We start from the raw sequence: 24,360 nt of genomic DNA on the forward strand, positions 1-24,360 counted from the left end.
GGTGGGCGCCCAGGAAGACATGAACACTGTCCTCAAAGAACGCTGTCAAAGAGTCGGGCGATCATCCATGTCGGCATTACACCGGTTTTTCTTCCACGGCCCCCGGCGCGTCCTACGGCCGGTCCTGGCGGGCGTCCTGTTGGGCACGCTGCTGGCATCGGTCACCGCCCAGGCCTCATTCCGCCTGATCCCGATAGAGATGGATATGGAGCCCAGCGGTCGCGGGGCCACCCAGATCTTCCGGGTGGAGAATGATGGCAAGGATCCCGTGGCTATCGACGTCAAGGTCATGACCCGCACCATGGACCAGGATGGCCAGGACGTGCTGACGGATGCGGAGGACAGCTTCGCCATCGTGCCGGAGCAGATCATCCTGCAACCGGGCGAGAACCAGTCCATTCGCGTGCAATGGTCCGGCGACCCCAAGCCTGCCAAGGAACTGCCCTTCCGCCTGGTGGCCGAACAGCTGCCCATCGACCTGGGCGGCGCCCCGGTGCAAGGCGGCCAGGTGAAGCTGCTGGTGAAGTATGTGGCCTCGCTCTACGTCGTGCCGGAAGGGGCCAAGGCCAAGCTGGTCGTGGTTTCGGCCACGCCCAAGCCTGCCACCCCGCCCGCCACCGGCACGGTGATGGAAGTCGTCGTGCGCAACGACGGCACCTCCCGCCAGGTCATGCGCGATCTGGAGCTGACCGCCCAGGTCAATGGCAAGACCGTCACCCTGCGCAAGGAGCAGCTGACCGGCATGGTCGGTGAAAACGTCCTTGCCGGAGTGAGCCGGCGTTTCCATATCCCCTGGCCGGCGGACCTGCCCCAGGGCCCCGCCACAGTGACCCTGTCGGTGCCCTGACCAGAGGACGGCATTGCGCCTGTCGTGCCTGAATACCGGGACCCGTCCGCGAAACGGTGTCCATTCTTCTGACCGCCCCGGCCGCCCGCGCCGGGGCGCGTTCGTCTGTGCCCTGCTGTCGGCGCTGATCGGCGCGGTCCTCATTTCTCCGGGCACGGCCCACGCCCAGTCCGCCCCGCCGGCGGGGCAGAACACTGACGCCCTGTTCGAGAAGGCCTTCGGCAAGAAGAAGAAGGCGGAGAAGGCCACCGCCCTGGACCTGCCCGTGAAGGTCGAGGGCCGGGAAATGGGGCAGATTCCGGCCAAGGTGGCGCCCGACCCCGCGGACACCCAGGTGGACCTGAACCGCCTGGCCCTGCTGTTGCGTGATTTCGTCCAAGCCAAGGCATTGAGCGAGCTGACGGCCCTGGCCGGCCCCGACGGGTATGCCAAGCTGAGCGCCCTGCCCCAGAGCGGGCCTGGAAGCGGGATCAGCATGAACCTGGATCCCAAGGAACTGATCCTGACGGTCAAGGTGGCGCCGCAACTGCGCGCCGTGCGCAATCTGACGGTGGTGACGCGCGCCAACGCCGCCAACGGCTATCAGGTGCTGGAACCGGCGGACGCCGCCGCCTATGTCAACCTGCGCACCGCCCAGGTCTTCCTGGCGCAGCCGGCCACCGACAGCGGCAACTACCGCCAACCCCTGAACCTGAGCCTGGACGGCGGCGGCAATATCGACGGCTGGTCCTTCGAATGGCAGGGGGAGTACCAGGAACAGTACACCCACCATTTCATGCGCGGCCCCGCCCGCCTGATCCGCGATTTTCCGGATGACGCCGTGCGCCTGCAGGCGGGCGACCTCGACTATTCCATCACCGGCATCCAGACCAGCCGGCCCCTGACCGGCCTGTCCATCGCCCGCAACTTCACCCTGCAGCCCTATCGCGCCATCCAGCCCACCGGCAGCCGCGACTTCGTCCTCGACTCGCCCTCGACGGTGGAGGTGCTGGTCAACGGCCGCCCCACCCGCACCTTCCGCGAGGATGCCGGCCCGGTCTCGCTGTCCGACTTCCCCGGCACCTCGGGCACCAACGACGTGCAGGTGCGCATCACCGACGCCTTCGGCCGCACCCAGACCATCGACTTCCCCTTCTTCTTCGATTCAGAGTTGCTGGCCGCCGGCGTGTCGGAATTCAATTACACGGTGGGCGTGCCTTACAGCACCGGCACCGACCGCCTGAGCTACGACCGCAGCCGCCCCACCCTGTCCGCGTATCACCGCCAGGGCATCACCGACGACCTGACCCTGGGCGCCAGTCTGCAGGCGGACAAAAGCCAGCAGGTCATCGGGACGGAGGTGCTGTTCGTCACCGGTGTCGGCACCATCGGGCTCAACCCCGGCGCCAGCCTGGGCGCCTCACGCGGGGCGTCGATGGACCTGACCTACCGCAACTACACCAACGATGAGCAGTTCTATCAGCAGCGCACCCTGACGGCCCAGGGCAGCTGGCGGTCCGGCGGCTATGCCAGCCTGGGCACCCTGGCCCCCCGCAATACCGTCTCCTACGATCTGGCGGCGCGCTATGGCCAACCGCTGGACGAGGACCTGACCGCGACCCTGAGCGGCCGCTATCAGTTGGTGCGCGACCCCAGCCAGATCGACGGCTATTCGGTGGATCTGGGATTCCGTCGCCGCTTCGGCCGTCACGCCACCCTGGAACTGACCTTCAGCCGGGCGCGCAACACGGTAACGCGCGAGGCGGACAACAGCGGCTACCTGGCCTTCCGCTACACCTTCGGTGACGGGGTGCAGTCCGCCGGCTTCACCATGGATACCCTGAGCCGCCAGCGGGAGATCGACTGGCGCTACCAGGACCCCTGGCCCACCAATGCCTGGAACCTGGCCGTGGACGCCACCAACACCACCGGCACCTATCAGGCCAACGGCGCCATCGGCTACACCATGGACCGGTTCGAGGCGTCCGTGCGCCATGACTACAGCCAGCGGCTGTCCACCATCGATGGGCCGCTGCAGAATGATGAGCGCACCACCCTGAACTTCGCCACCGGCCTGGTCTTCGCCGATGGCCATGTCGGCGTCACCCGGCCTGTGACCAACAGCTTCGCCCTGGTGGTCCCCCACCCCCGCATCGCGGATGAGCAGGTGGGCGTCGACCCCGTCAACGGCCATTACCTGTCGTCCAGCGACTGGCTGGGCCCGCCGGTGGTGCCCAACATCTCCGCCTATCTGGTGCGGCCACTGTTGCTGGACGTGCCGGACGCGCCCATGGGGTACGACATCGGCAACGACCGGCCGGCCGTGGTTCCGGGCAACCACACCGGCACCCTGGTGCCCATCGGCACCGACGCCACCGTGTCGCTGGAAGGCGTGTTGCTGGACCCCGACGGCAAGCCGGTGCCGCTGGCGGCCGGTATCCTGCTGCGGGCGGACGGCAAGACCGCCAAGGCGGTCAACGCCAGGGACCCCAAGGCCGGCATGGAGGTGCAATTCTTCACCAACCGCAAGGGCCGCTTCCGCGTGGAAAGCGTGCGCCCGGGCGACTGGCGGTTGCAGCTGACCGGCGTGCCGCACAAGCCCATCCCCGTGACGGTGCCACGCGACGCCGAAGGCCTGTTGCCACTGGGCACGCTGAAGCTGGAGGCCTTGCCCGGCCAGACCATCAACCTGGCGCCCAAGCCGGTGGAGGGGGCGAAGCCATGAGGTCGGACGGGCGGGCCCCCGCAGCGGAACGATTCTTGCTAGAAGGCACGGTATCGCCCGACGGCCCCCGCCGCCGGGCCCCTCCTCTTGGCCGGGTGCTTCCCGGTCAGGATGCCGTTACCCTGGATGCCATGCAAAAGTCGCCCGCCTTAGACCCGGCCCTCGCACACCGTGGCCGCGCGCCCCGTCCTTGGGCCCTGCATCCCTGGGCCCTGCTGGCGCTGGCCCTGCTGATGATCCTGGCGGCCCTGCCCGCCCGGGCGGCACAGAGCTGTTACGCCCAGTTGAGCGGCCTGTCGCAGGTGACACCGGTCAGCAGCTACGACCCCTTCGCCAGCCTGTTGCCGCCCACCTACAACACGGTGACGGTGCAGTACCTGGGCGGCAGCAACTGCACCTTCGGCATCGGCATCGACAGCGGCCTGTGGGGCGGCACCCGGCGCATGCTGGGCCTCAGCGGCAATTGGCTGAGCTATGACCTGTACAAGGACGCGGCGCTGACACAACGTGTGGGCGACAGCGGCACCGGCAACGTCAGCAACCTGATCACCGGCACCGTCAGCAATGGGCGCAACAGCCAGACGGCCACCATGGGCTTCTATGCCTCGGTGCCGTCCGGCCAGTTGGTCGGATCCTCGTATTACTTCGATCAGGTGACCGTGACGCTGTACCAGCTGAACAGCGCCGGCAACGTCGTCGCCATCATGGACACCGCCATCGTCCAGGTGCGCGCCACGGTTCGCACCTCCGTCTCCGCCACCGTCAATGTCGGCGGCTTGCGCACCTCGCTGGGCGCGTCCGCCGCCAATGTGGATTTCGGCGAACTCACCACCGGCGCCAGCCGCAGCTTCGACCTGGAGGTCTCGGGCAACACCGGCTACAGCGTCACCATCCAGTCGCAGAACGGCGGCCAACTGGTGAACAGTGGCGCCAACACCCGCATCCCCTACACCATGACGGTTGACGGCAGGGGCGTGCCCTCCAGCGGAACCACCCTGAATTACTACAGCTATTCCAGCCTGGACCGGCACACCTTCATCATCCTCGTTGGCGATGTCACCAAGGTCATCGCCGGCACCTATACCGATTATCTGCTGATGACGGTGACGGCGAACTGACGTAGGATCTGGACCAGCATATCGGATCACCCATCTGATCCAGCGCAAGGCGTCGCACAAGGTGGCGCCTACTATGAACGACAGATGGCGTCGGGCCCGTCCGGCCCCGCCCTTGGAGACAAAAATGTCCCAGCATCTGCCCGATAGGCCGCAGCGTCCGGTTCACGGGGTTTGCTTTGCCCTGACTGTCGCCGCCACCTTGGTCCTCGCCTCGACCGCCCTGCTGGGCAGTGGCGCCTGGGCGGCCAGCGCCACAGGCAGCATCCATGTCGGCGCCGCCGTTCCCACCGTGTGCACCGTCGCGGTCAGCGACAGCAACGCCACCCTTGATCTGGTCAATGGCCAGAACGCCCTGACCGTGGGCTCGGTGACGGAACAGTGCAACGCCGGCAATGGCTATACCGTCTCCGTCAGTTCGGCCAACAGCGGCACCCTGCGCAGCAGCGGCACCGGCACCAGCGCGGTGGCCTACAGCCTGAGCTACGACCAGACCACGGCCGGCAAGAACGGCGCGTTGAGCACCGACCGCGCGGCATCGCCCCAGGGGCGGCAGAGCAACCTGGCGGTCAGCCTGCCGGGCAACGCCCAGGCCGCAGCCGGCCAGTATCAGGACACGGTCACCATCTCGATCGCGGCCAAGTGACGACCTTCCCCTCTGAAATCGCTTGCCCTTTACCAGGCGCGGGATTGATCCTTCGGCCCTGCGCGGGGGCGTCTGCCACCGCAGAATAAAGAGGGGAAGCGATGCGTCGTTCCATGGTACCCGCCCGGCTGGCGGCGGCCGCTTTGCTGTGTCTATCCATCACCGCCCACGCCGCCGATGGGCCCAAGCCCGCGACCAGCGCGGCGGCGAAACCGGCCCCAACCTCGGCTGACGTGCTGGCAGCCGCGAGCGCGACGGACTGGCGACAGCCCGATCCGGAAAACCTGCTGTACATGGACCTGGCCCAGGGCCGGGTGATCATTGAGTTGGCCCCCGCCTTCGCCCCGGCGCATGTGGACAACATCCGCAAATTGGTCCGCGAGGGATGGTTCGACGGCCTGGCCGTGGACCGGGTGCAGGACAATTACGTCACCCAGTGGGGCGACGCCGACAATAGCCGCACACCGAAGACAGCGCAGACCAAGCTGGCGCCGGAATTCGTCGTGCGGGGCGCCGCCGTGGCCAAGTTGCCCTTCACCCCGCTGCCTGACAAGGATAATTACGCCCCCGAAACGGGATTTGCCGATGGCTTCCCCGCCGCGCGCGACCTGAAGGGCCAGCAGGCCTGGCTGGTGCATTGCTACGGCATGGTGGGGGTGGGGCGTGACATGGCCTTGGACAGCGGCAGCGGGGCCGAGCTGTACGCCGTCATCGGCCAGGCGCCACGCCATCTCGACCGCAACATAACGGTGGTGGGCCGGGTGCTGCGCGGCATGGAAATCCTGAGCAGCCTGCCCCGCGGCAAGGCGGCCATGGGATTTTATGACAAACCCGAGGACCGCATCCCCATCACCCAAGTGCGTCTGGCCGCCGACCTGCCGGCCGACCAGCGCGAGAATCTGGTCGTGCTGCGCACCGACACGCCCACCTGGGCCGCCTATGTCGAGGCACGCCGCAACCGGCGGGAGGAGTTCTTCCCGGTTCCGGCGGGGCATATAGACGTATGCAATATGCCCTTACCCGTCCGTACGATGGAGTCGGCGCAGGCTAAGCCCTTACGGTAGGGGAAATAGATGGTCCTGGTCGGGGACCCTAACCTAAAGAACAGCTGCCGGGCATTGCATCCTGCAAGGTCCGCGTTGACAGCGCGGGCTTATTATTTGAAATACTGCAAGCTGCAATGCCCGACGCAGACTCCGCATTCCTATGCGGGCGCGTCGGGTCGCCAGTCCTCGTGAAAGCCTGCGCCCCATGGAAACCCGCCCGCGCCGTGTCCTGATCGTCGAACCCACGCCGTCGCTGGCCGCCGCCTATGGCCAGGCGCTGCGCAAGGACGGCCACGCCCTGCAGGTGGTGGACACGGCCGCCGCGGCCCGCCGCGCCCTGGCGGAGGCGCCAGCCGACGTGGTGCTGCTGAACCTGCAGTTGCCGGGCGGCAGCGGCCTGGACCTGCTGAAGGAATTGAAGGCCGACGCCAAGGCGCCGCAGGTGGTGGCGCTGACGGCGCAGGGTTCGGTGCAGTTGGCGGTGGACGTGATGCGCGCCGGCGCGGTGGACGTGCTGCTGCTGCCTGCCGGGACCGAGCGCCTGCGTCAAGCCATGGCGACCGCCTTGGCCGAGCGGGAAAAGGTGCTGGAGGCGGCACCACCCGCCGCCCTGGTCGAGGATCCGCTGGGCTATCTGGGCTTCGTCGGCATCTCTCCCGCCATGCGCGGCGTCTACCGCATGATCGAGGCGGCCGCCCCCTCAAAGGCCACGGTGTTCATCACCGGCGAAAGCGGCACGGGCAAAGAGGTCTGCGCCGAGGCCATCCACCGCCGCAGCCCCCGCGGCGGCCGGCCCTTCATTCCCATCAACTGCGCCGCCATCCCCAAAGACCTGATGGAAAGCGAGATCTTCGGCCATGTGAAGGGCGCCTTCACCGGGGCCACGACCGATCACGCCGGTGCCGCCCTGCAGGCTGACGGCGGCACGCTGTTCCTGGACGAAATCGGTGAGATGGACCTGTCGCTGCAGGCCAAGCTGTTGCGCTTCCTGCAGACCGGCATGGTCAAGAAGGTGGGCAGCGAGAAGGCGGAGGCGGTGGACGTGCGCATTGTCTGCGCCACCAACCGCGACCCCTTCGCCGAGGTGCAGGCCGGCCGCTTCCGCGAGGATCTGTTCTATCGCCTGCAGGTCATTTCCATCGAGCTGCCCCCCTTGCGCGACCGGGGCGAGGATATCCTGCTGATCGCCCGGGAGTTCTTGGCCAAATACACGCAGGAGGAGCGCAAATCCTTCACCGGCTTCAGCGAGGAGGCGGAGGAGATCATGCGCACCTACGCCTGGCCGGGCAACGTCCGCCAGCTGCTGAACGTGGTGCGCAACGTGGTGGTGCTGAACGACGGCGCCGTCATCCAGCCCTTCATGCTGCCGCCGCCCCTGAACAAGCCCACCATGATCGTCCCCCCCATGCTGAACGACCCGCGCTGGTCGGCCATGGCGGGGCCCATGCCCTTCCCCTTCAGCCCGCCGCCCGCCGCCAACCTGGCCGGTCCTGCGACGCTGGGCGTGGCGCCCACCGGCTTTGGCATGCCGCCATCCGCCCCCGCCCCTGTCCCGGCCCCCGGCGGCCTTTCCATGGGCGGCGCCCGTATTCCCGGAAACAACGGACCGGGGGTCAACAGCTGGACCACCCCCATCCCCCTGGATGAGGCGTCGGGCGCGGCCTTCAACGGCGCCCCCGACATCGACCCCAATCCCGAGCGCCGCATCCGGCCGCTGTGGATGGTGGAGGAGGAGACGATCGAGGACGCCATCCGCCTGTGCCAGGGCAACATCACCCGCGCCGCCGCGCTGCTGGAGATCAATCCCTGCACCATCTATCGCCGCCGCCAGAAGAAGCGCGCCACGGCCTGAAGTCCAAGGAAACGGTCATGATCACAGAAATCCGGCACATCATTTTTTCCAATGACGAGCTGAAGCTTGTCTTTCAGACGGTGCCGCTGGAAGGCTTCGACGCCAGTCGCCGCATCGTCGGCATCCAGGTGGTGGAGGGGCCGCCGCCCACGGTGAAGCTGGCCAGCGACCTGGCCGGCGGCGGCGGGCGGGAGGAAATCCAGGTGGAATCCTATCAGCTGGCGCGGCTGATCGTGGCCTACTGCCAGAAAAAACGCATCCCCCTGCCCAAGGACGCGCTGAAGACGCTGCACGCTCAGGGCGACCAGTTGTGCTTCAGCATCATGAGTTCGCTCAGCTGAATCGGCGCTGGCGAGTCTGGCCCTGGCGAGTCTGCTTGAGCGGCCGGCCGATCGGCGCGATACTGCAAGCATCAGGCCGCCGTTCGGCCCCTTACGTCCCATGCGATGGGCCATGCCATGGGCCTGGTCCCGGAGTAGTTCGCGATGCAGATCGATAGCCAGGCCGCCGCCGCCACCGCCGCCACCCTGCTGCAGGCCAGCACGCAGTTCCAGGTGAAGGCGTTGAAGCAGACGACGGATGCCCAGGCCGCCGTGGCGACCGAGCTGTTGACTGGCCAGAGCGCCGGCCCGGCCCCCAGCGATGGACGCGGGCAGCTGGTCGACATCAGCGCCTGACCACCCCTCCCGAACGGCTGGTGAGCCATGGCCGGTGACGGCATGTCCCTGGCGCAGGCGCTGTCCACCGCCGTCGGCCATCATGGCGCCGGCCGCCTGGATGAGGCCGAGTCCCTTTACAACGCCATCCTGGTCCAAGTGCCCGACCAGGTGGACGCCCTGCATCTTCGGGGCGTGCTGACGCTGCAGCGTGCCGGGACCGACACCCAACACCTGGAAGCCGGCGTCGCGTTGATCAGACGGGCCCACGCCCTGCCGGCGGCCCGATCCGTTCCCGACATCGCCGCCAACCTGGCCCGGGGCCTGGCCGCGCTGGCCGAGGCCCGGCAGCGGGCCGGCCAGCCGGGGCGGGCTTTGGAAGCCTGGCTGGAGATGGACGCGCTGGGGACGCCCCTGCCACCGCACGTCCGACTGGCCCTGGCCGACGCCCTGGCCGGCATCGGCGCGGCGATCGAGGCGGAGGGCCACTACCGCGCTTTGGCGCAGATGGAACCGGTCGCGTTGCCGGCGCGGACTGGGTTGGCCCGCCTGCTGGCCCGGCGCGGCCAGGCCGGCGCCGCCCTGGCCGTCCTGGATGCCCTGCCCCCCCTGGGCGCCGCCAGCGCCAGCGCCCATCGCCTACGGGCCGAACTTTTGGCCCCAGGGGCGCCCGACGTGGCCGCCGCCTTGCTGATCGTCCTCGACGCCACCGTCGGCGCCGACGCCGACACGCACCACATCTGGGGCCGGCTGTTCCAGGCGCGGGGCGACATCGCCGAAGCCCGCGCCCGTTACGCCCAGGCCCTGGCGTTGGACCCCGCCCATGCGGCGGCGCGCCTGGCCCATGCCGTCGCCTGCCTGCGCCTGGGCGCCTGGCGCGACGGCTTCGCCGACCTGGCCTGGCGCTGGATGCGGCCCGCCACCACCCGCCGCCATGGGGCCATCCCCCTGTGGGAAAACGCATCCCAGGACATCGCCGGCCGCCGCCTGCTGGTCTGGGACGAGGTGGAGGAGGACGCCCTGCCCCATCTGGCCCGCTTGCTGCCCCTGGTCCGCGACCGGGGAATCGACGTGGTGGTGGAGGTGCCGCCCGGCTGGGCCGCCCTGCTGCCCACCGGGCCAGGCCAGGCGCTGGCGGGCATCGCCGTCGCCACCCGGGGCAGGGACGCCGTGCGCGCCGATTTCCAGGTGCCGCTACAGGAACTGCCGGATCGCCTAGCCCTGTGGGACGCCACCGCCTTCTGGGCCGGCCCCTATCTGGCCGCCCCGGCCGGCGCGGCATCCATCCCGGCCGGTCGGACCGTGGCGGTGGCCGATACCCACCCCCGCCCGCCCCTGCCCACCGGAATCATCCCCGTGCCCCTGGCCCCCCCGGCCCCGGACGCCCCGCAGGGATGGGCTGAGCTGGCCGCCACGCTGACGGCCGTGGACGCGGTGGCCCTGCCGGCAGGGATGCTGGCCCATCTCGCCGGCGCGCTGGGTCGCCCGGGTATCGTGCTGGTGCCACCCGATGCCGACTGGCGCTGGCCGGCGGCGGGGCCGCGCAGCCCCTGGTACCCGACGCTCCGCCTGGTGCACGGGGTGATCTGGCCCGCGACGCTGGACCTGGAATCGCCGGCATGAGCGGTATCCTTTATGTCACCGGTGCCGACCGGCGTTACTTCGCCACCACCCTGCTGTTGCTGGAAAGCTTCGCGCGACGGTTGCCCGAGGACGCGCTGATGGTCTGCGACTACGGCCTCACGCCGGGGCAGCGGGCCTATCTGGCGGAGCGCGGACAACTTCTGGACCGGCCGGGGAGCGTGCCCGAGACCCTGCATCCCTATGCCAAGAAGGCCGCCATCCTGGACTATGTCGGTGATCGGCCCTGGCGGGGCCTGTGCTGGATCGACGCCGACATGCTGGTGGCCGGCTTGGACGCGGATCTCATGACCCGGCTGTGGGGGCGGATGGAGGCAGCCGGCGCCGAGATCGCGCTGACCACCGATATCAACGGCATCAGCCTGCAGGACGTCGCCGCCCTGGATGAGGGCGGCACCGCCATGGCGCCGTTCCGCGCCCTGCTGGCGGACAGCGGCGCCGACCGCACCGCCCCCTATCTCAGCGTCGGATTCTGGCTCTGCCGGTCGCGCGCCCTGCTGGCGGAGTGGGATCGCCGCAGCCGGGGGCTGGTGCCCCATCCGTTGTTCGAACAGAACGTCATGGCGCTGCTGGCGCATGGCGGTCATTGGGGTCATGCCGGTCGGGCGCTGCTGCTGGATCCCGTGGAATGGCAGCCGCAGAACCACCTGCTGCCCCTGATCCGGCCCCAGGACACCGGAGCGGCCGGCGATGGCTATGTCGTGCGGGGGCGGCCGGTGCGGCTGATCCATTGCACCGCCAGCCGCCACTGCTTCATGGATGTCTATGACGGCCATGTGCAGCTGGGCCGCCAGGCGCTGGCCGGATACTTCCGCATCCTGCGCAACCCGGCGCTGCGGGCCTTCCAGACGGGGCTTTTGCATGACCATGTGGCGCGCCACGGCGACGCCCTGGTCCGACACGGGCTGCTGCAAGGGCCGGTGGCGGCGGGAAATCCCTGAAATGGCCAGTGAATCCGCCGCCGATGGGCCTATCTTGCCTCTGTTCAGCGGCGGCGGCGCCCCCTATCCTGCACCTGAGAGAAGCAAGGCTGGATCCTCGAAGGGTCCGCCGGCGGAGGAAGCATGACCGACACCACCGACAGCACGCCCGCCACGCCCGAAGAGGCGGCCGCCCTGACCCTGCAGGCGGAAGGCCTGGCGGCCCTGGAAAGCGGCGACGGCGCCCACGCGGTGACCCTGTTGACGCAAGCGGTGGGCCTGCGCCCTGACGACGCCGTCCTGCGGGCCGATCTGGGCATGGCGCTGGAACAGCGGCAGGACAACGAGGGGGCCAAGGCCGCCTATGCCATGGCGGTGGCCCTGGATCCCGAAAACCCCATTTACCGGTTCAACCTGGGCGCCGCCTGCCAGCGCCTGGGGCACGGGCACGAGGCCGCCACCCATTATCTGGACGCGCTGGAGCGCGAGCCCATGCTGGCGGAGGCCTATTTCAACCTGGCCACGCTGTTCCAGGATGTCGGTCATCTGGACATCGCCGAGCAGCACTACCGCAACGCCCTGAAGGCGCGGCCGGCTTATCTGGAAGCCGCGGCCAATTTGGGCCTGGTGCTGCGCCGGCTTGGCCGGCTGGACGAGGCGCTGGACTATCTGGGGGCGTCCGCGCAGGCCCAGCCGGACCTGGCGCAGGCGCATTCCAACCTGGGCCTGGTCCTGAACGAGGCCGGGCGCCACCAGGAAGCGCTGGCCGCCTTCGACCGGCTGGCCCTGCTGCGCCCATTCGAGGCCGCCCCCCATGTTGGCCGGGCGGTGGCATTGCGCGGGTTGGGCCATCTGGCCGAAGCCGCGGCCGCCATCCTGCAGGCGCTGGACCGCCCGGAAAAGACCGTTTCCGCCGAATTGGAAGCGGCACAGATAGCGGCATTGTTGCAGGTTGGCGGCAACGGCACCGCCGCCCAGGCGCTGGTCGCCAAGTGGCGCGCCATCGGGTCGACCCCCATCCTGCGTCATACGGAGGCGGCGTTGGGTCTGGCGCCCACGCCCCCGCGGGCGGACCCGGCCTATCTGGAACAGCTGTACGACGCCCAGGCCGCCATGTTGACCGAGCAGGCGGCGGCCAGCGTCGCGGCCCCCCTGATTCCCCCCTTGACCTCCGCCCTGGCCCGCCATCTGGGCCCCGCCGCCGGGACCCTGGAGGTGTTGGAAATCGACTGCGGCGTCGGCACCCTCGCCGCCTTGCTCAAGCCCTACGCCGCCGATCTGGTGGGCGTGCACCCCTCGTCCGCCGCCATTCAGGCGGCGGCGCGCGGTGGCCTCTATGACCAGTTGGTGCATGGCGACTACGCCATGCCCCTGGAACGGTCGGCCGATGGCGTCAACCTGATCCTATCCACCGACATCGCCAACCAGGTTGGCGACCTGGCCCCGCTGGCCGCCGGCATCGCCGGGGCCCTGGCCCCGGGCGGAACGCTGGCCCTATCCCTGGACGCGGCGGAGCCCTGGTCCCCCGCCGTCACGCTGAAGGAAAACGGCCGCTACCTGCACCGCCGCGACCATGTGGAGTCGGCGCTGCGCCAGGCCGGCCTGACGGTGCTGGAGGTGGTGTCCATTCCGCCAGCGGGCGGCACGGCGCCCGAGCGCCTGCTGGTCATCGCCCGCAAGGGCTGAGCCCCGCCCCCTTCATCCCTGGTGACCATGTCCCCACCGCCGCCTCCGCCCCGGAACCACCGTCCGGGGCGCGTCCTGGCCTTGCCCCGCTATGACCGCCTGGGGGCCAGCAGCCGCCTGCGCTTTTTCGATCCATTGCCCCATCTGACGGCGGCGGGCCTGGATGTCACCGCCGCCCCCTTTTTCGATGACGCCTATCTTCAGCGTTTGTATGCCGGCCAGCCGGTGAACGGCTGGGCCTTGGCCGGGCGTTACCGCCGGCGCCTGGCCGCCCTGGCCGGGGCCAGGTCCGCCGACCTGCTGTGGATCGAGAAGGAGGCGCTGCCCTGGTTGCCGGCCGATTTTGAACGGGGGCTGTTCCGTGGCCGGCCCTATGCGCTGGATTTCGACGACGCCTGGCACCTGCGTTATGCGGGCCACCGCCGGGCCGCGGTGCGCCGCCTGCTGGGCGCCAAGCTGGAACGGCTGGTGTCCGGCGCGGCCCTGACGGTGGTCGCCAACGACGTCCTGGCCGATTGGGCCGATCGCGCCGGCGCCCGCACCCTGCTGCGCCTGCCCACGCCGGTTGATCTGGCCCGCTATCAGTCGGCGCCGACACCCCCGGGCGCGACAGGGGGCTTCCGCGTGGGGTGGATCGGCACGCCCTCTTCCATCCGGTATCTGGAGGCCCTGGCCGGGCCGCTGGCGGCACTCGCGGCCAGCGGCCCGCTGACCTTGGTCACCATCGCCTCGCGCCCCGCCAACCTTCCCGGCGTGCCGGAGGATTTCATCCCCTGGAGCGAGACGGGGGAGCACGCCGCCCTGGCCAGCATCGACGCCGGCGTCATGCCCCTGCCCCACACCCCGTTCGCGCAGGGCAAGTCGGGTTTCAAGCTGCTGCAGTACATGGCGGCCGGCAAGGCCGTGGTGGCGAGCCCGGTGGGCGAGAACCGCCGTATCGTCAGCGACGGCGTCAGCGGCCTGTGGGCCGATAGCCCACAGGAGTGGGTGCGGGCGTTGGCCGCCCTGCGGGACGATGCGGACTTGCGCCACCGGCTGGCGGCCGCCGGCCGTGACCTGGTGGCGCGCGACTATGACCTGGCGGTCCTGGGCCCCCGCCTGGCGGCGGCCCTGGCCCGCATCGCGGGGCTATAAGTCCTTATCGCGGGAAGGGATTGCCAACCTCGGCCAAGATCGGCAGCTTGCCATCCTTGTCCGACAGCACGGCGCCGGCGAAGTCCGGCCACGGGATGCCCAGCGCGGGATCGTTCCACAGCAGGCCGCGATCATGGGCGGGGCTGTAAGGCGCCGTCACCTTGTAGGCGATCTCCGTATCGGGGACGAGGGTGCAGAAACCATGCGCGAAGCCCACCGGCACCCACAGCTGCCAGCCCTCCTCGGCGTCCAGTTCCACGGCGACGTGGCGGCCATAGGTGGCGGAGCCCTCGCGCAGGTCCACCGCCACGTCCAGGATGCGGCCGCGGATGACCCGCACCAGCTTGCCCTGCGCCGCCGGCTGCAACTGGAAGTGCAGCCCGCGCACGGTGCCCTGCACCCGCGACAGGGACTGGTTGTCCTGGACGAAGGGCCCGGCGATACCGGCCTCGGCGTGCTTCTCCGCGTTCCAGGTCTCGCTGAACCAACCCCGTTCATCGCCGAAACGGCGGGGCTTCACCATGACCAGACCGTCGATCTCGAAGCGCCTAACGTCCATGCTGAGGTTCCATCCTGTGCCAGTGGTGCGATGCCGCCCGGGATACCCGGCCCTCGCACGGAAGTCCAGGCCCCCTACAGGTCCAGCGCGCCGCCATCCCGCAGCACCGCGTCCGCCGCCGCCGTGTAGCGGCCGCCCTCGCCATGCAGCACCAGGCCGGGCAGCAACCGGGCCGGGCTTCGGGCCCCGAGACGCGCCCGCACGATCACGCGCTTGGCCTCCACAGTCGCGCGGGGCCACAGGGGAAAGACGGACACGGCGCCGAAGCGTCCGGTCAGGCGGGCCAGGATCTCGTCCACCCGGTCGGCGCGGTGGATCATGGTCAAGGTGCCGCGGGGCGCCAACAGGCGGGCCGCCGCCGCGATCCAGGTGGCCAGATCGGCCGTGCCCTCGCCATGGGAGGTGGCCTTGCCCGGCCGAGGGGACCGGGTGTGCCGCCCGCCGGGATGGAAGGGCGGGTTGGTCATGACGTGGTCGAACCGCCCGGCCACCAGATCCGGATCCCCCCCCGGCGGCAGATGGCCGGGGGCCTGGGTCAAATCGGCCAGGGTGATGCGCACACGATCGGCGACCCCGTTCAAAGCGGCGTTGCGGCGGGCCAATTGCACCGCGGCCGGTTGCAGCTCCAGGCCCGTGACCCGCACCCCGTCCACCCGGGCCGCCAGGCAGAACGCGGCGGCGCCCGCGCCACAGCCCAGGTCCAGGACGCGATCGCCCCCAGCCGCCGGTGTGGCGGCGGCCAGCAAGACCGGATCGATGGCCGCGCGATATCCGTGCGCCGGCTGCAACAACCGCACGCGCCCATTCAGCAGGCGATCCTCGGTGACCTCGCCATCCTCGGTCCCGTCCGGGGGGGCGGACTCGAGAATCACGGGGCGGGTTCCAGGCCGGCCCGGGCCACGGCCAGGGCGGTGGTGGCGGCGGTCAGGGCGTCGTCCGCCACCATCAGGCGCCTGGGGATGGCAAGAATGCTGCCCTCGGCCGCCGCGGTGTACTCATCCAGCAGCACCGCCTCGATACCGGCGTCGGCCAGCACCGCCTGCGCCCAGGATAGTTCAACCGGGTCATTGCTACGCAGGATGGGTTGCATGGGGGCCAGGACCTCCTTCGGGATGCGCCGGTTGGGGATAAGCGGGCCACGCGGTGGCGCAGGCGCCATAGATGGGAGGCGGCGATGCGGTCTGCCAGCTTGACCAGGGGGGTTGCGCCGGTATGCTCGCTGTCCTATCCAAGGACGTCAACTGATCTGCGCTCCGGCAGCCGTTGGCCCCCATTGGCAGGAGTTCGTTTCGTGGCCGTCGTCACCCCCCTCGATCCCAAGCGCCGGAAGGCCGGCACCGATGCCCTGGAGGCGCTGGTGGAACTGGTGGCGACCGATCTGGCCGCGGTCAACGACATCATCGTCCGCCGCATGCATTCCGACGTGGAGATGATCCCCCAACTGGCGGGTTACATCGTGGCCAGCGGCGGCAAGCGCCTGCGCCCGGTGCTGACCCTGGCCGCCGCCCGGCTCTGCGGCTATCAGGGGGACCGCCACCAGCCGCTCGCGGCCTGCGTGGAGTTCATCCACACCGCCACCCTGCTGCACGACGACGTGGTGGACGAAAGCGACCTGCGCCGTGGGCAGCCCTCGGCCAACGCCGTCTTCGGCAACAAGGCCAGCGTGCTCGTGGGCGATTTCCTGTTCTCCCGCGCCTTCCAGGTGATGGTGGAGGACGGCTCGCTGGACGTGCTGCGCATCCTGTCCAACGCCTCCGCCGTCATTTCCGAGGGCGAGGTGCTGCAGCTGATCACCGCCAACGACACCACCACCAGCGAGGAAGCCTATCTGGAGGTCATCCGCGCCAAGACGGCGGAGCTGTTCGCCGCCGCCTGCCGCATCGGCGCGGTGGTGGCCGACCGCCCGGCGGTGGAGGAAGAGGCGCTGCGCGGCTACGGCCTGAACCTGGGCATCGCCTTCCAGCTGGTGGACGACGTGCTGGACTATTCCGCCGTGCAGGCCCGCCTGGGCAAGACCATCGGCGATGACTTCCGCGAGGGCAAGATCACCCTGCCGGTGGTGCTGGCCTTCCGCCGCGGCGATGACGAGGAGCGCGCCTTCTGGCGGCGGACGCTGGAGGATATCGACCAGCGGGACGGCGACCTGGAACACGCCCTGGCGCTGATGCAGCGGCATAACACCCTGCGCGACAGCGTGGAACGGGCCCGCCATTACGGCGCCGTCGCCCGCGACGCCCTGGGCCTGTTCCCCGCCAGCCCCATCAAGCGGGCCCTGCTGGACGTCATCGACTTCGTCGTCGACCGGGATTTCTGAGGCCTCACCACCCCAGTCGTTCCGTGAAAGGCGCGCCCTGACCGGCGCGCCTTTTTGTTTGGCGCCGTCGCGGCCAAGCCCAATCTCGCGAACCAGATATGAAGTTGGTGGATCTGGCGTTCGGCCGATGGCCACCGGGATGGCCTGGCCCCGAAAGCGAAACGGCCGGCTTCTTGCGAAGCCGGCCGTTTTTGCGTCCCTGGGATGGTCGGAGAGAGAGGATTCGAACCTCCGGCCCCTGCCTCCCGAAAGCAGTGCTCTACCAGGCTGAGCTACTCTCCGTCCCGGGGTGGGCGGGTATATATCGACATCCGGCGATCGCTGCAAGCCTTCTCTTTCATCAAATCGACTTCCCTCGCTGCATGGGTGTCCCGCTGGCCGTCCGGACGGGAACGCGGGGTGGTGTTGCCCAAACGCCACAGGGGGACGGGAGTCTGCAGGTGCCCTGGGAAGTTCCGGTTCTCGCCATGGTTCCGCCACGGTTGGCCCCGAGTTTCAGACCCACGCCCATCCGTCATTCGGCCTAACAGAAACCGCCGAGGGCCGACCGTTACAAGGAGGTGGACCTATGCCGACCGCACGCACCCTGCTCACCAGCCTGTTCCTGGGCCTGCCCTTCCTGGTCGCCCCCGCCATCCTGTTCGCCGCCCCCCGTCCCGACGTGCCGGCGGTGGCGGACGCCCGGCCCATGGGCCCCGCGCCCACGGCCACGCTGGCGGCCTCGCCCTCCGGCGCCCTGAAGATCATCCCGGCGCACCTGACGGCCCCGGCCGCCAGCGCCGTGCCCTGCAAGGCGGAAGGCGCGGTGGTCAAGGCCCATGCCGGCCACGGCCTGCCCCGCCAGCTGATCGCCCTGAACTGAGACGTGCCCGGCGAGGACCGACACCCAACGATCGGCCCGCCCCAGAACAAAGTCCTTGAGGAAGGTTGAAGCGACAAGGGCCGGCCGGTGGCGACACCGGCCGGCCCTTCGTCATTCCCGCCCGGATCCCCGCCCGGATCCCCGCCAGGCCTTCAGGCGGCGGGCGGCTTCCACCATTTCCGCCTCCGCCCCGGCGAAACTGATTCGCACGGTGTGGTGGCCGCGCACGGGATCGAAGTCCACACCAGGCGTCAGGGCCACGCCCGTCTCGTTCAGCAGACGGGTGCAGAAGGCCTGGGCGTCGTCCGTGCGGTCGGAGATATCGGCATAGATGAAAAAGGCGCCATCGGCCGGCGCCAGGCGACCGAACCCCGCGCCGGGCAGCAGGTTCAGCAGGATGTCGCGGTTGCGGCGATAGCGGGCGACATGCCCCTCCAACTCCTCCACGCAGTCGAACGCCGCCACGGCGGCGTGCTGCGACAAGGTGGGGGGCGAGATATAGACGTTCTGCGCCAGACACTCCATCGGCCGCACCAGACGCTCCGGCACCACCGCCCAGCCCAGCCGCCAGCCGGTCATGGAAAAATATTTCGAGAAGCTGTTGATGGTGATGGCGCCCTCTCCCCCCTCATAGTCCAGCGCGGTGGCGGCCGGCACGGTGCCGTATTCGATGCCATGGTAGATTTCGTCGGAGATGAGCCAGACCCCGTGCCGCCGGCACCAGTCGCCCAGCGCCGCCATGCCCATCGCGTCCAGCATGGTGCCCGTGGGGTTGGACGGGCTGGCCACGATCAGGCCCCGGAGCGGCCCGCCGCCCCCGTCACGACCATCGGCGGCCAGCAGCGCGTCCAGCAAGGCGGGCGTGGGCTGGAAGCGGGTCTCCGGACCGGTGGACAGTTCCACAGGCACCAACCCCGCCGACTTCAGGATGTTGCGGTAGGCGGGGTATCCGGGGGCGGCCAGGGCCACCCGGTCGCCCGGATCGAACGCCGCCAGGAAGGCCAGAAGAAAGGCGCCGGACGATCCGGTGGTAACCACCACGCGCCGCGGATCGATCACCGCCCCATGGCGATCTTGGTACCAACGTGCTATGCCCTCTCTCAAGGCTGGCAAGCCCAGCGCATCGGTGTAGGCTAGGCGATCAGCGGCCAGGGCGTGGGCGGCCGCGGCGATCACCCCTCTCGGTGCCGGGGTCGATGGCTGGCCTATTTCCAGGTGCAGGACGTCGCCTCCGGCGGCCTGACGGGCGTTGGCGGCCCGCAACACCTCCATCACCATGAAGGGAGAGATGGTGCTGGAGCGTATAGCGACAGCCGGCCGTACCGCCGCGCGTGGAAATTCATCCTTAGAGTAGGTAGGGGTCATGCCTTACTGCTCGTTTGTTCGGGTATCGACGGCACCGCCGATGGAATCGACTATGTTCTTGCGACCGCGCCGCCTTGCCCGCCTGATACTGGTCAGCGTGCTGTCCACGATTTTGGCGGTGGAACCGGTCATGGCCCAGGACCGCGGCATCAGCCTGGTGCGTGACGCGGAAATCGAACACACGTTGCGCGTCTTCGCCACCCCCATCTTCCGCGCGGCCGGCATCGTTCCCGACGCGGTCACCCTGGTGCTGGTCAACGACGACGAGCTGAACGCCTTCGTGGCCGGCGGACAGAACATGTTCGTCAACACCGGCCTGATCATGGCGGCCGACACGCCCGAGCAGTTGATCGGCGTCATGGCCCACGAAACCGGCCACATGGCGGGCGGCCACCAGGTGCGGTCGCGCGACGCCATCGAGAACGCCGTCATCTTGTCGACCCTGGCGACGCTGCTGAGCGTGGCGGCCGCCATTGGCGGCACCCGGCGGGGCGACGGTGGCGGGGCCGCCATGGGCGGCATCGCCGGCGCGCAGGAACTGGGTGCCCGCTCCTTCTTCGCCTTCAGCCGCGCCCAGGAAGCCTCCGCCGACGAGGCCGGCCTGTCCTACATGGAAGCCAACGGCTATTCGTCCAAGGGCATGCTGGAGTTCATGGAGAAGCTGCACCGCCAGGACGCCGGCCTGCCGCAAAACAAGCAGGTGGAGTTCCTGATGACCCACCCGCTGACCAAGAACCGCATCGAGTACATCGAGAATTTCGTCGAGCGCATCTCGAAGTTCACCAACGCCAAGATGCCCTCGGCCTATTACGACATGCACCAGCGCATGCGGGCCAAGCTGTATGGCTTCATCCATCCCGATCTGGCGCTGCGCAAATACCCGGAAAGCGACACCAGCGTGCCCGCGCGCTACGCCCGGTCCATCGCCTATTACCAGGTGGGCGACATCAACAAGGGCCTGAAGATCGTCGACGGACTGATCGAGCAGGAACCGAAGAACCCCTACTTCTATGAGCTGAAGGGCCAGATCCTTTTTGAGAATGGCCGCGCCAAGGAGGCGGTGGAGCCCTACCGCAACGCCGTCAAGTACGCCCCCGACAGCGCCCAGCTGCGCATGGCGCTGGGCCACGCCCTGCTGGAGGCTGGCGACGACAAGCTGGTGCGGGAGGCCATCGAGGTGCTGCGCGCCTCCGCCCGGGACGAGCCGCTGGTGGAACTGACCTGGCTGCTGCTGGCCTCGGCCTACGCCCGCGCCGACATGGCGCCGCAGCTGGCCTACGCCCGCGCGGAAGAGGCCCTGGCCCGGGGCGATATCCGCGCCGCCCGCTATCACGCCGACCGGGCGGAGCAGATGCTGCCCGCCGGTTCCCCCGACTGGGTGCGGGCGCAGGACATCCGTGTCCTGGTGGAAAGCCGCCTGCCCCACAACATGCGCCCGCAGCTGGCCCCCAGCAGCGGCCTGGTGCCGCCCGACACCCCCATCATCTCCACCGGCCGCATGCCGGAGGACGCGCTGTCCACCAGCGGTGTTTCCGCCATCGGCTCCGGCTTCCCCAATGTCACGTCCAGCGGCAACACCATCGGCGCCGGCCCCACCGGCCTGGGCACCTTCGGCACGTCCGGCGGCATGGGGGGAATGGGCGGCGCCCGGGGCGGGCCGTCCGGCGGCCGCTGATTCTTCCTCGCCTTGAAGCGCGCCGGCCCCCTCAGGAAATGGCGGGTCAGGTGGGGTCGCGCACCTGTTCCAGCGCCCAGGCGGTGACCAGGGCATCGGCGATGCGCATCATCATCAACAGGGCCAGCCGGCGCGCGATCTCGTCCAGCGGCCGCACCAGGTGCAGGTGCAGCATGGCCACTGCTCCGGCCTGCTGGCCGGACGACTGCGCCGCCAGCGGCCAGACCAGGGTCATGGCATCGTCGGTGAACTCATGCCGCAACTCCCCCGGGGCCCGCAGCGCCGTGGCCAGCGGCCCGGTGTCGGCCACCGTCGCCAGGGGATGGCCGGCGGTATCCTGGTAACGGCCCCGGCCGGCCAGAATGCGGGCGGACAGGCGATCCGTGCCATAGATGACGCAGAACAGGCCGTCGGCCGGCTGTTCCAGCACCTCGGCCATCTGGTCGAGGGCGGCACCCGCCGCCGCCGAGGAGCCCGACAGGGCCATCTGGCACAGACCCAGGCCCGCCACCCGTTCCATACCCTGGCAAGACCGTTCCAGGGTGCGGATATGGTGATAGGCCCGCAGCGCCGTGATGGTGGCGGTGACCAGCTTGCGCGCCGTCAGTTCCGTTTTCGCCTTGTAATCATTGACGTCATATCCCGCGATGACGTCGTCCTCCGGCGCTTGGCCCGGCTGGCCCGTGCGCAGGATGATGCGCACCGCCCGGTTGCCCAGCTCATCACGGATCTGCGGCACCAGTTTCAGGCCGGCATCATCACTTTCCATCACCACGTCCAGCAGGATCATGGCGATGTCGTGGTCGCCCCGCATCACCGTCAGCGCCTCGGCGGCGGAGTAGGCGGAGATGAAGGCCAAGCCCCGCCCCTGGAAAGCGAACTTGCGCATGACCAGACGGGTCATGGCGTGGACCTCGGGATCGTCGTCGACGATCAGCACCTGCCAGGGCGCCAGGCCCGGCACCAGTTCCGAGCCCTCGTCCGAATCATCCTCGTCGTCCTCATCCTGGAACAGGAAGTCGTCGTCGTCATCCGCCATGGTCATGGCCACCCCACCTTCGTCCCCGGGCACGAAAACGCGACCCCGTCAGCGTCTTCCCCGCACCAGCCCTAAGGGCCCCCTCATGACCGCACAGCGCCGACGTCCTTGCAAGGGCGACAATAGGCGGCGCGTCGGCGTGCCGGTCAATGGACACATCCTACGAGGGTAGGAGGCCATGGGCCAGCACATGACGCCGCACCTGTGCAAACGGCGCAGTCTGCGGGATTGCGCCCTGGTGGCTGCTGGTCCATGCTGCCCCTCCTTCGCCGTCGCCCCGCAAGGGGACGTTAGGGCCGTAAACCGGAGTTGTCTCGATGTCGCGTAGCTTTGCCGCCACCCTATACGCCACCGTGGCGCTCGCGGGCTTGGCCGCCGCCGGCCCGGTCTTCGCCGCCGACAAGCCGGTGGCCGACAAGGGCCCCTATGACAAGGCGCAGGTGGAGCAGATCGTCCACGATTACCTCCTGGCCCACCCTGAAGTCATCACCGAGGCGGTCCAGGCCCTGCAGGACAAGGCGGAGGCGGAGGAAGCCAAGGCCGCCGCCGACGCGCTGGTGAAGCACAAGGACGAACTGGTCGCCTCCAAGGCGTCGCCGGTGGGCGGCAACCTGAAAGGCGACGTGACGCTGGTCGAGTTCTTCGATTACCAGTGCGGCTATTGCAAACACACCCAGCCGGAGCTGGACGCCGCCGTGAAAAAGGACGGCAAGGTCCGCATCGTCTACAAGGAGTTCCCCATCCTGGGCCCGGCATCGGTCGTCGCGGCCAAGGCCGCCTTGGCCGCCAACATGCAGGGCAAGTATGACACGGTGCATGCGGCGCTGATGGCCGCCACCGGTAAACTGGACAAGGATCGCATCCTGTCCATCGCCAAGGACGCCGGCGCCGACACCGACCGTCTGGCCAAGGACATGGAGTCTCCGGCCGTGCAGAAGGAGATCGACGCCAACCTGGCGCTGGCCGACACCCTCAACATCCACGGCACGCCGGGCTTCGTCGTCGGCAACACGGTGGTCCCGGGCGCCATTGGCGCCGATGCCTTCAAGGACCTGTTCGCCAAGAGCCGGGGCGCCAAGAGCTGACCACATCGGCAGTAGACGTCAGGCCGGTTCCAGACGCCGGGGGACACTCGGTCCGCCGGCGTCGATGCGTGTGAATTATTGCCCCCGCCGCCGCCCGTGTTATAAAGCGCCCTTCGACGGACGCCGCGCGGGGCACACATACCCCCTGGACGTTCGGTTTTTGAGACGTACGTACGCAAAGGCGATACACCCTTGGCCATCGCGCCCTCCGTCCTGATCCTGAACGGACCGAACCTCAACATGCTGGGGATTCGCGAACCGCACATCTATGGCGCGGAGACGCTGGAGGATATCGAGAACGCCTGCCAGGAGACGGCCGTGCGCCTGGGCCTGGAGATCGATTTCCGCCAGTCCAACCATGAGGGCGAGCTGGTCACCTGGATCCAGGACGCACGGGGCGAACACGATGCCATCGTCCTGAACGCCGGCGCGTACACGCATACATCCATCGCCATCCACGACGCGCTCAGCGCCGTGGGCCTACCGGTGGTCGAGGTGCATTTGAGCAACATCTTCCGGCGCGAGCCGTTCCGGCATCACTCCTACGTGTCGCCGGTGGCGCGCGGTGTCATCTGCGGCTTCGGCTCACAGGGCTACCTGTTGGCGCTGCAGGCGGCAGCTCGCCTGATCGACAGCCCGCCGCCTGCGTGACATCGGCCCGGCCCCCCCGGGGCTGACCGGCCCATCCATGAAATCGATCGACCCATCGGCGGCTTAACCGCAGCCCAGTACCCAGGATCATGACAATGGCGACCTTCGAACTCGATAACGAATTCGTCCGCAAGTTGGCCGAGCTTCTCGGCGAGACCGGTCTTACCGAGATCGAATACGCGGAAGGCGAAAAGCGCATCCGCCTGTCCCGCGCGGCCCCGGCCGCCGCCATGGTGGCGGCCGCCCCGGTCGCGGCGCCCGTGGCGACGGCGCCCGTGGCCGCCCCCGTGGCCGCCGTGCCCCCGGCGCAGCACCCCGGTGCGGTGAAGTCGCCCATGGTCGGCACCGCCTATATGGCGCCGGAACCGGGCGCCCCGGCCTTCGTGAAGGTGGGCGACACGGTGAAGGTGGGGCAGACCCTGCTGATCATCGAGGCCATGAAGGTCATGAACCCGATCAAGGCGGCCAAGGCCGGCACCGTGACCCAGATCCAGGCGGGCGACGCCCAGCCTGTCGAATACGGCGAAGTCCTGCTGATCATTGAGTGAGGGTCTGACCATGGC

General features: G+C 69.1%; 23 protein-coding genes and 1 tRNA gene. 18 read left to right on the top strand and 6 right to left on the bottom strand.

The window, feature by feature from the left end:
• The first annotated feature begins 67 nt into the window (after window positions 1-67).
• The 12 genes from FHS74_RS26820 (at window position 68) to FHS74_RS26875 (ending at window position 14,247) form a co-directional block, all read left to right on the top strand.
• Window positions 68-847: a fimbrial biogenesis chaperone gene (locus tag FHS74_RS26820; protein ID WP_184807331.1), complete on the top strand. Its 780-nt coding sequence runs from the start codon at window positions 68-70 to the stop codon at window positions 845-847.
• Between the two features lie 13 nt (window positions 848-860).
• Window positions 861-3,551: a fimbria/pilus outer membrane usher protein gene (locus FHS74_RS26825; protein ID WP_246463394.1), complete on the top strand. Its 2,691-nt coding sequence runs from the start codon at window positions 861-863 to the stop codon at window positions 3,549-3,551.
• A 131-nt stretch (window positions 3,552-3,682) separates the two neighbouring features.
• Window positions 3,683-4,669, top strand: coding sequence for a spore coat protein U domain-containing protein (locus FHS74_RS26830; RefSeq protein WP_184807332.1), 987 nt, complete (start codon window positions 3,683-3,685; stop codon window positions 4,667-4,669).
• Between the two features lie 124 nt (window positions 4,670-4,793).
• Window positions 4,794-5,312: a spore coat protein U domain-containing protein gene (locus tag FHS74_RS26835; protein ID WP_184807333.1), complete on the top strand. Its 519-nt coding sequence runs from the start codon at window positions 4,794-4,796 to the stop codon at window positions 5,310-5,312.
• Between the two features lie 101 nt (window positions 5,313-5,413).
• Complete coding sequence (locus FHS74_RS26840) at window positions 5,414-6,376, top strand: peptidylprolyl isomerase (protein ID WP_246463395.1); 963 nt, start codon at window positions 5,414-5,416, stop codon at window positions 6,374-6,376.
• Window positions 6,377-6,563: 187 nt separating this feature from the next.
• Entirely contained in the window at window positions 6,564-8,210 is a 1,647-nt protein-coding gene (locus FHS74_RS31045) for a sigma 54-interacting transcriptional regulator (RefSeq protein WP_184807334.1), read from the top strand.
• 17 nt (window positions 8,211-8,227) lie between these two features.
• Window positions 8,228-8,551, top strand: a complete 324-nt coding sequence (locus tag FHS74_RS26850; RefSeq protein WP_184807335.1) for a hypothetical protein — start codon at window positions 8,228-8,230, stop codon at window positions 8,549-8,551.
• A 144-nt stretch (window positions 8,552-8,695) separates the two neighbouring features.
• Window positions 8,696-8,887, top strand: a complete 192-nt coding sequence (locus tag FHS74_RS26855; RefSeq protein WP_184807336.1) for a hypothetical protein — start codon at window positions 8,696-8,698, stop codon at window positions 8,885-8,887.
• Window positions 8,888-8,914: 27 nt separating this feature from the next.
• Window positions 8,915-10,489, top strand: a complete 1,575-nt coding sequence (locus FHS74_RS26860) for a hypothetical protein (protein WP_184807337.1) — start codon at window positions 8,915-8,917, stop codon at window positions 10,487-10,489.
• A complete protein-coding gene (locus tag FHS74_RS26865; RefSeq protein WP_184807338.1) occupies window positions 10,486-11,448 on the top strand; it encodes a hypothetical protein in 963 nt (320 codons plus the stop codon). The genes FHS74_RS26860 and FHS74_RS26865 overlap by 4 nt, the downstream gene beginning before the upstream one ends.
• 123 nt (window positions 11,449-11,571) lie before the next feature.
• On the top strand, window positions 11,572-13,113 hold the full coding sequence (locus tag FHS74_RS26870) for a tetratricopeptide repeat protein (protein ID WP_184807339.1): 1,542 nt from the start codon (window positions 11,572-11,574) through the stop codon (window positions 13,111-13,113).
• Window positions 13,114-13,194: 81 nt separating this feature from the next.
• Window positions 13,195-14,247, top strand: coding sequence for a glycosyltransferase family 4 protein (locus tag FHS74_RS26875; RefSeq protein ID WP_184807340.1), 1,053 nt, complete (start codon window positions 13,195-13,197; stop codon window positions 14,245-14,247).
• 4 nt (window positions 14,248-14,251) lie between these two features.
• Here the strand turns inward: FHS74_RS26875 and rfbC are convergent, their stop codons facing one another.
• From rfbC to FHS74_RS26890, 3 genes are all read right to left on the bottom strand, one after another.
• A complete protein-coding gene (gene rfbC / locus FHS74_RS26880; protein WP_184807341.1) occupies window positions 14,252-14,806 on the bottom strand; it encodes a dTDP-4-dehydrorhamnose 3,5-epimerase in 555 nt (184 codons plus the stop codon).
• 74 nt (window positions 14,807-14,880) lie between these two features.
• Window positions 14,881-15,678, bottom strand: a complete 798-nt coding sequence (locus FHS74_RS26885; protein ID WP_184807342.1) for a methyltransferase — start codon at window positions 15,676-15,678, stop codon at window positions 14,881-14,883.
• The gene (locus FHS74_RS26890) at window positions 15,675-15,896 is read right to left on the bottom strand and encodes a putative signal transducing protein (protein WP_184807343.1); all 222 of its coding nucleotides are present in this window, start codon (window positions 15,894-15,896) and stop codon (window positions 15,675-15,677) included. The genes FHS74_RS26885 and FHS74_RS26890 overlap by 4 nt, the downstream gene beginning before the upstream one ends.
• Window positions 15,897-16,097: 201 nt before the next feature.
• On the opposite strand from FHS74_RS26890, the gene FHS74_RS26895 reads away from it, so the two are divergent.
• On the top strand, window positions 16,098-17,120 hold the full coding sequence (locus FHS74_RS26895) for a polyprenyl synthetase family protein (protein WP_184807344.1): 1,023 nt from the start codon (window positions 16,098-16,100) through the stop codon (window positions 17,118-17,120).
• Window positions 17,121-17,325: 205 nt separating this feature from the next.
• Here the strand turns inward: FHS74_RS26895 and FHS74_RS26900 are convergent.
• Window positions 17,326-17,402: transfer RNA gene (locus tag FHS74_RS26900), tRNA-Pro, on the bottom strand.
• Between the two features lie 286 nt (window positions 17,403-17,688).
• Between FHS74_RS26900 and FHS74_RS26905 the strand changes: the two genes are divergently transcribed.
• Entirely contained in the window at window positions 17,689-17,982 is a 294-nt protein-coding gene (locus tag FHS74_RS26905; protein ID WP_184807345.1) for a hypothetical protein, read from the top strand.
• A gap of 111 nt (window positions 17,983-18,093) precedes the next feature.
• On the opposite strand, the gene FHS74_RS26910 is transcribed toward FHS74_RS26905, so the two are convergent.
• Complete coding sequence (locus FHS74_RS26910) at window positions 18,094-19,347, bottom strand: pyridoxal phosphate-dependent aminotransferase (protein ID WP_184807346.1); 1,254 nt, start codon at window positions 19,345-19,347, stop codon at window positions 18,094-18,096.
• A 52-nt stretch (window positions 19,348-19,399) separates the two neighbouring features.
• Here FHS74_RS26910 and FHS74_RS26915 point away from each other — a divergent pair, with 52 nt between their 5' ends.
• Entirely contained in the window at window positions 19,400-21,022 is a 1,623-nt protein-coding gene (locus tag FHS74_RS26915) for a M48 family metalloprotease (RefSeq protein WP_184807347.1), read from the top strand.
• 46 nt (window positions 21,023-21,068) lie between these two features.
• Here FHS74_RS26915 and FHS74_RS26920 read toward each other — a convergent pair whose 3' ends face one another.
• The gene (locus tag FHS74_RS26920; RefSeq protein ID WP_184807348.1) at window positions 21,069-22,067 is read right to left on the bottom strand and encodes a DUF3369 domain-containing protein; all 999 of its coding nucleotides are present in this window, start codon (window positions 22,065-22,067) and stop codon (window positions 21,069-21,071) included.
• A gap of 311 nt (window positions 22,068-22,378) precedes the next feature.
• Between FHS74_RS26920 and FHS74_RS26925 the strand changes: the two genes are divergently transcribed.
• The 3 genes from FHS74_RS26925 (at window position 22,379) to accB (ending at window position 24,345) form a co-directional block, all read left to right on the top strand.
• A complete protein-coding gene (locus tag FHS74_RS26925; protein ID WP_184807349.1) occupies window positions 22,379-23,146 on the top strand; it encodes a DsbA family protein in 768 nt (255 codons plus the stop codon).
• 192 nt (window positions 23,147-23,338) lie between these two features.
• Complete coding sequence (gene aroQ / locus FHS74_RS26930; RefSeq protein WP_184807350.1) at window positions 23,339-23,797, top strand: type II 3-dehydroquinate dehydratase; 459 nt, start codon at window positions 23,339-23,341, stop codon at window positions 23,795-23,797.
• Between the two features lie 95 nt (window positions 23,798-23,892).
• The gene (accB, locus tag FHS74_RS26935; RefSeq protein WP_184807351.1) at window positions 23,893-24,345 is read left to right on the top strand and encodes an acetyl-CoA carboxylase biotin carboxyl carrier protein; all 453 of its coding nucleotides are present in this window, start codon (window positions 23,893-23,895) and stop codon (window positions 24,343-24,345) included.
• Window positions 24,346-24,360 lie beyond the last annotated feature (15 nt).

The organism is Nitrospirillum iridis (assembly GCF_014205765.1).
GTDB lineage: Bacteria > Pseudomonadota > Alphaproteobacteria > Azospirillales > Azospirillaceae > Nitrospirillum > Nitrospirillum iridis.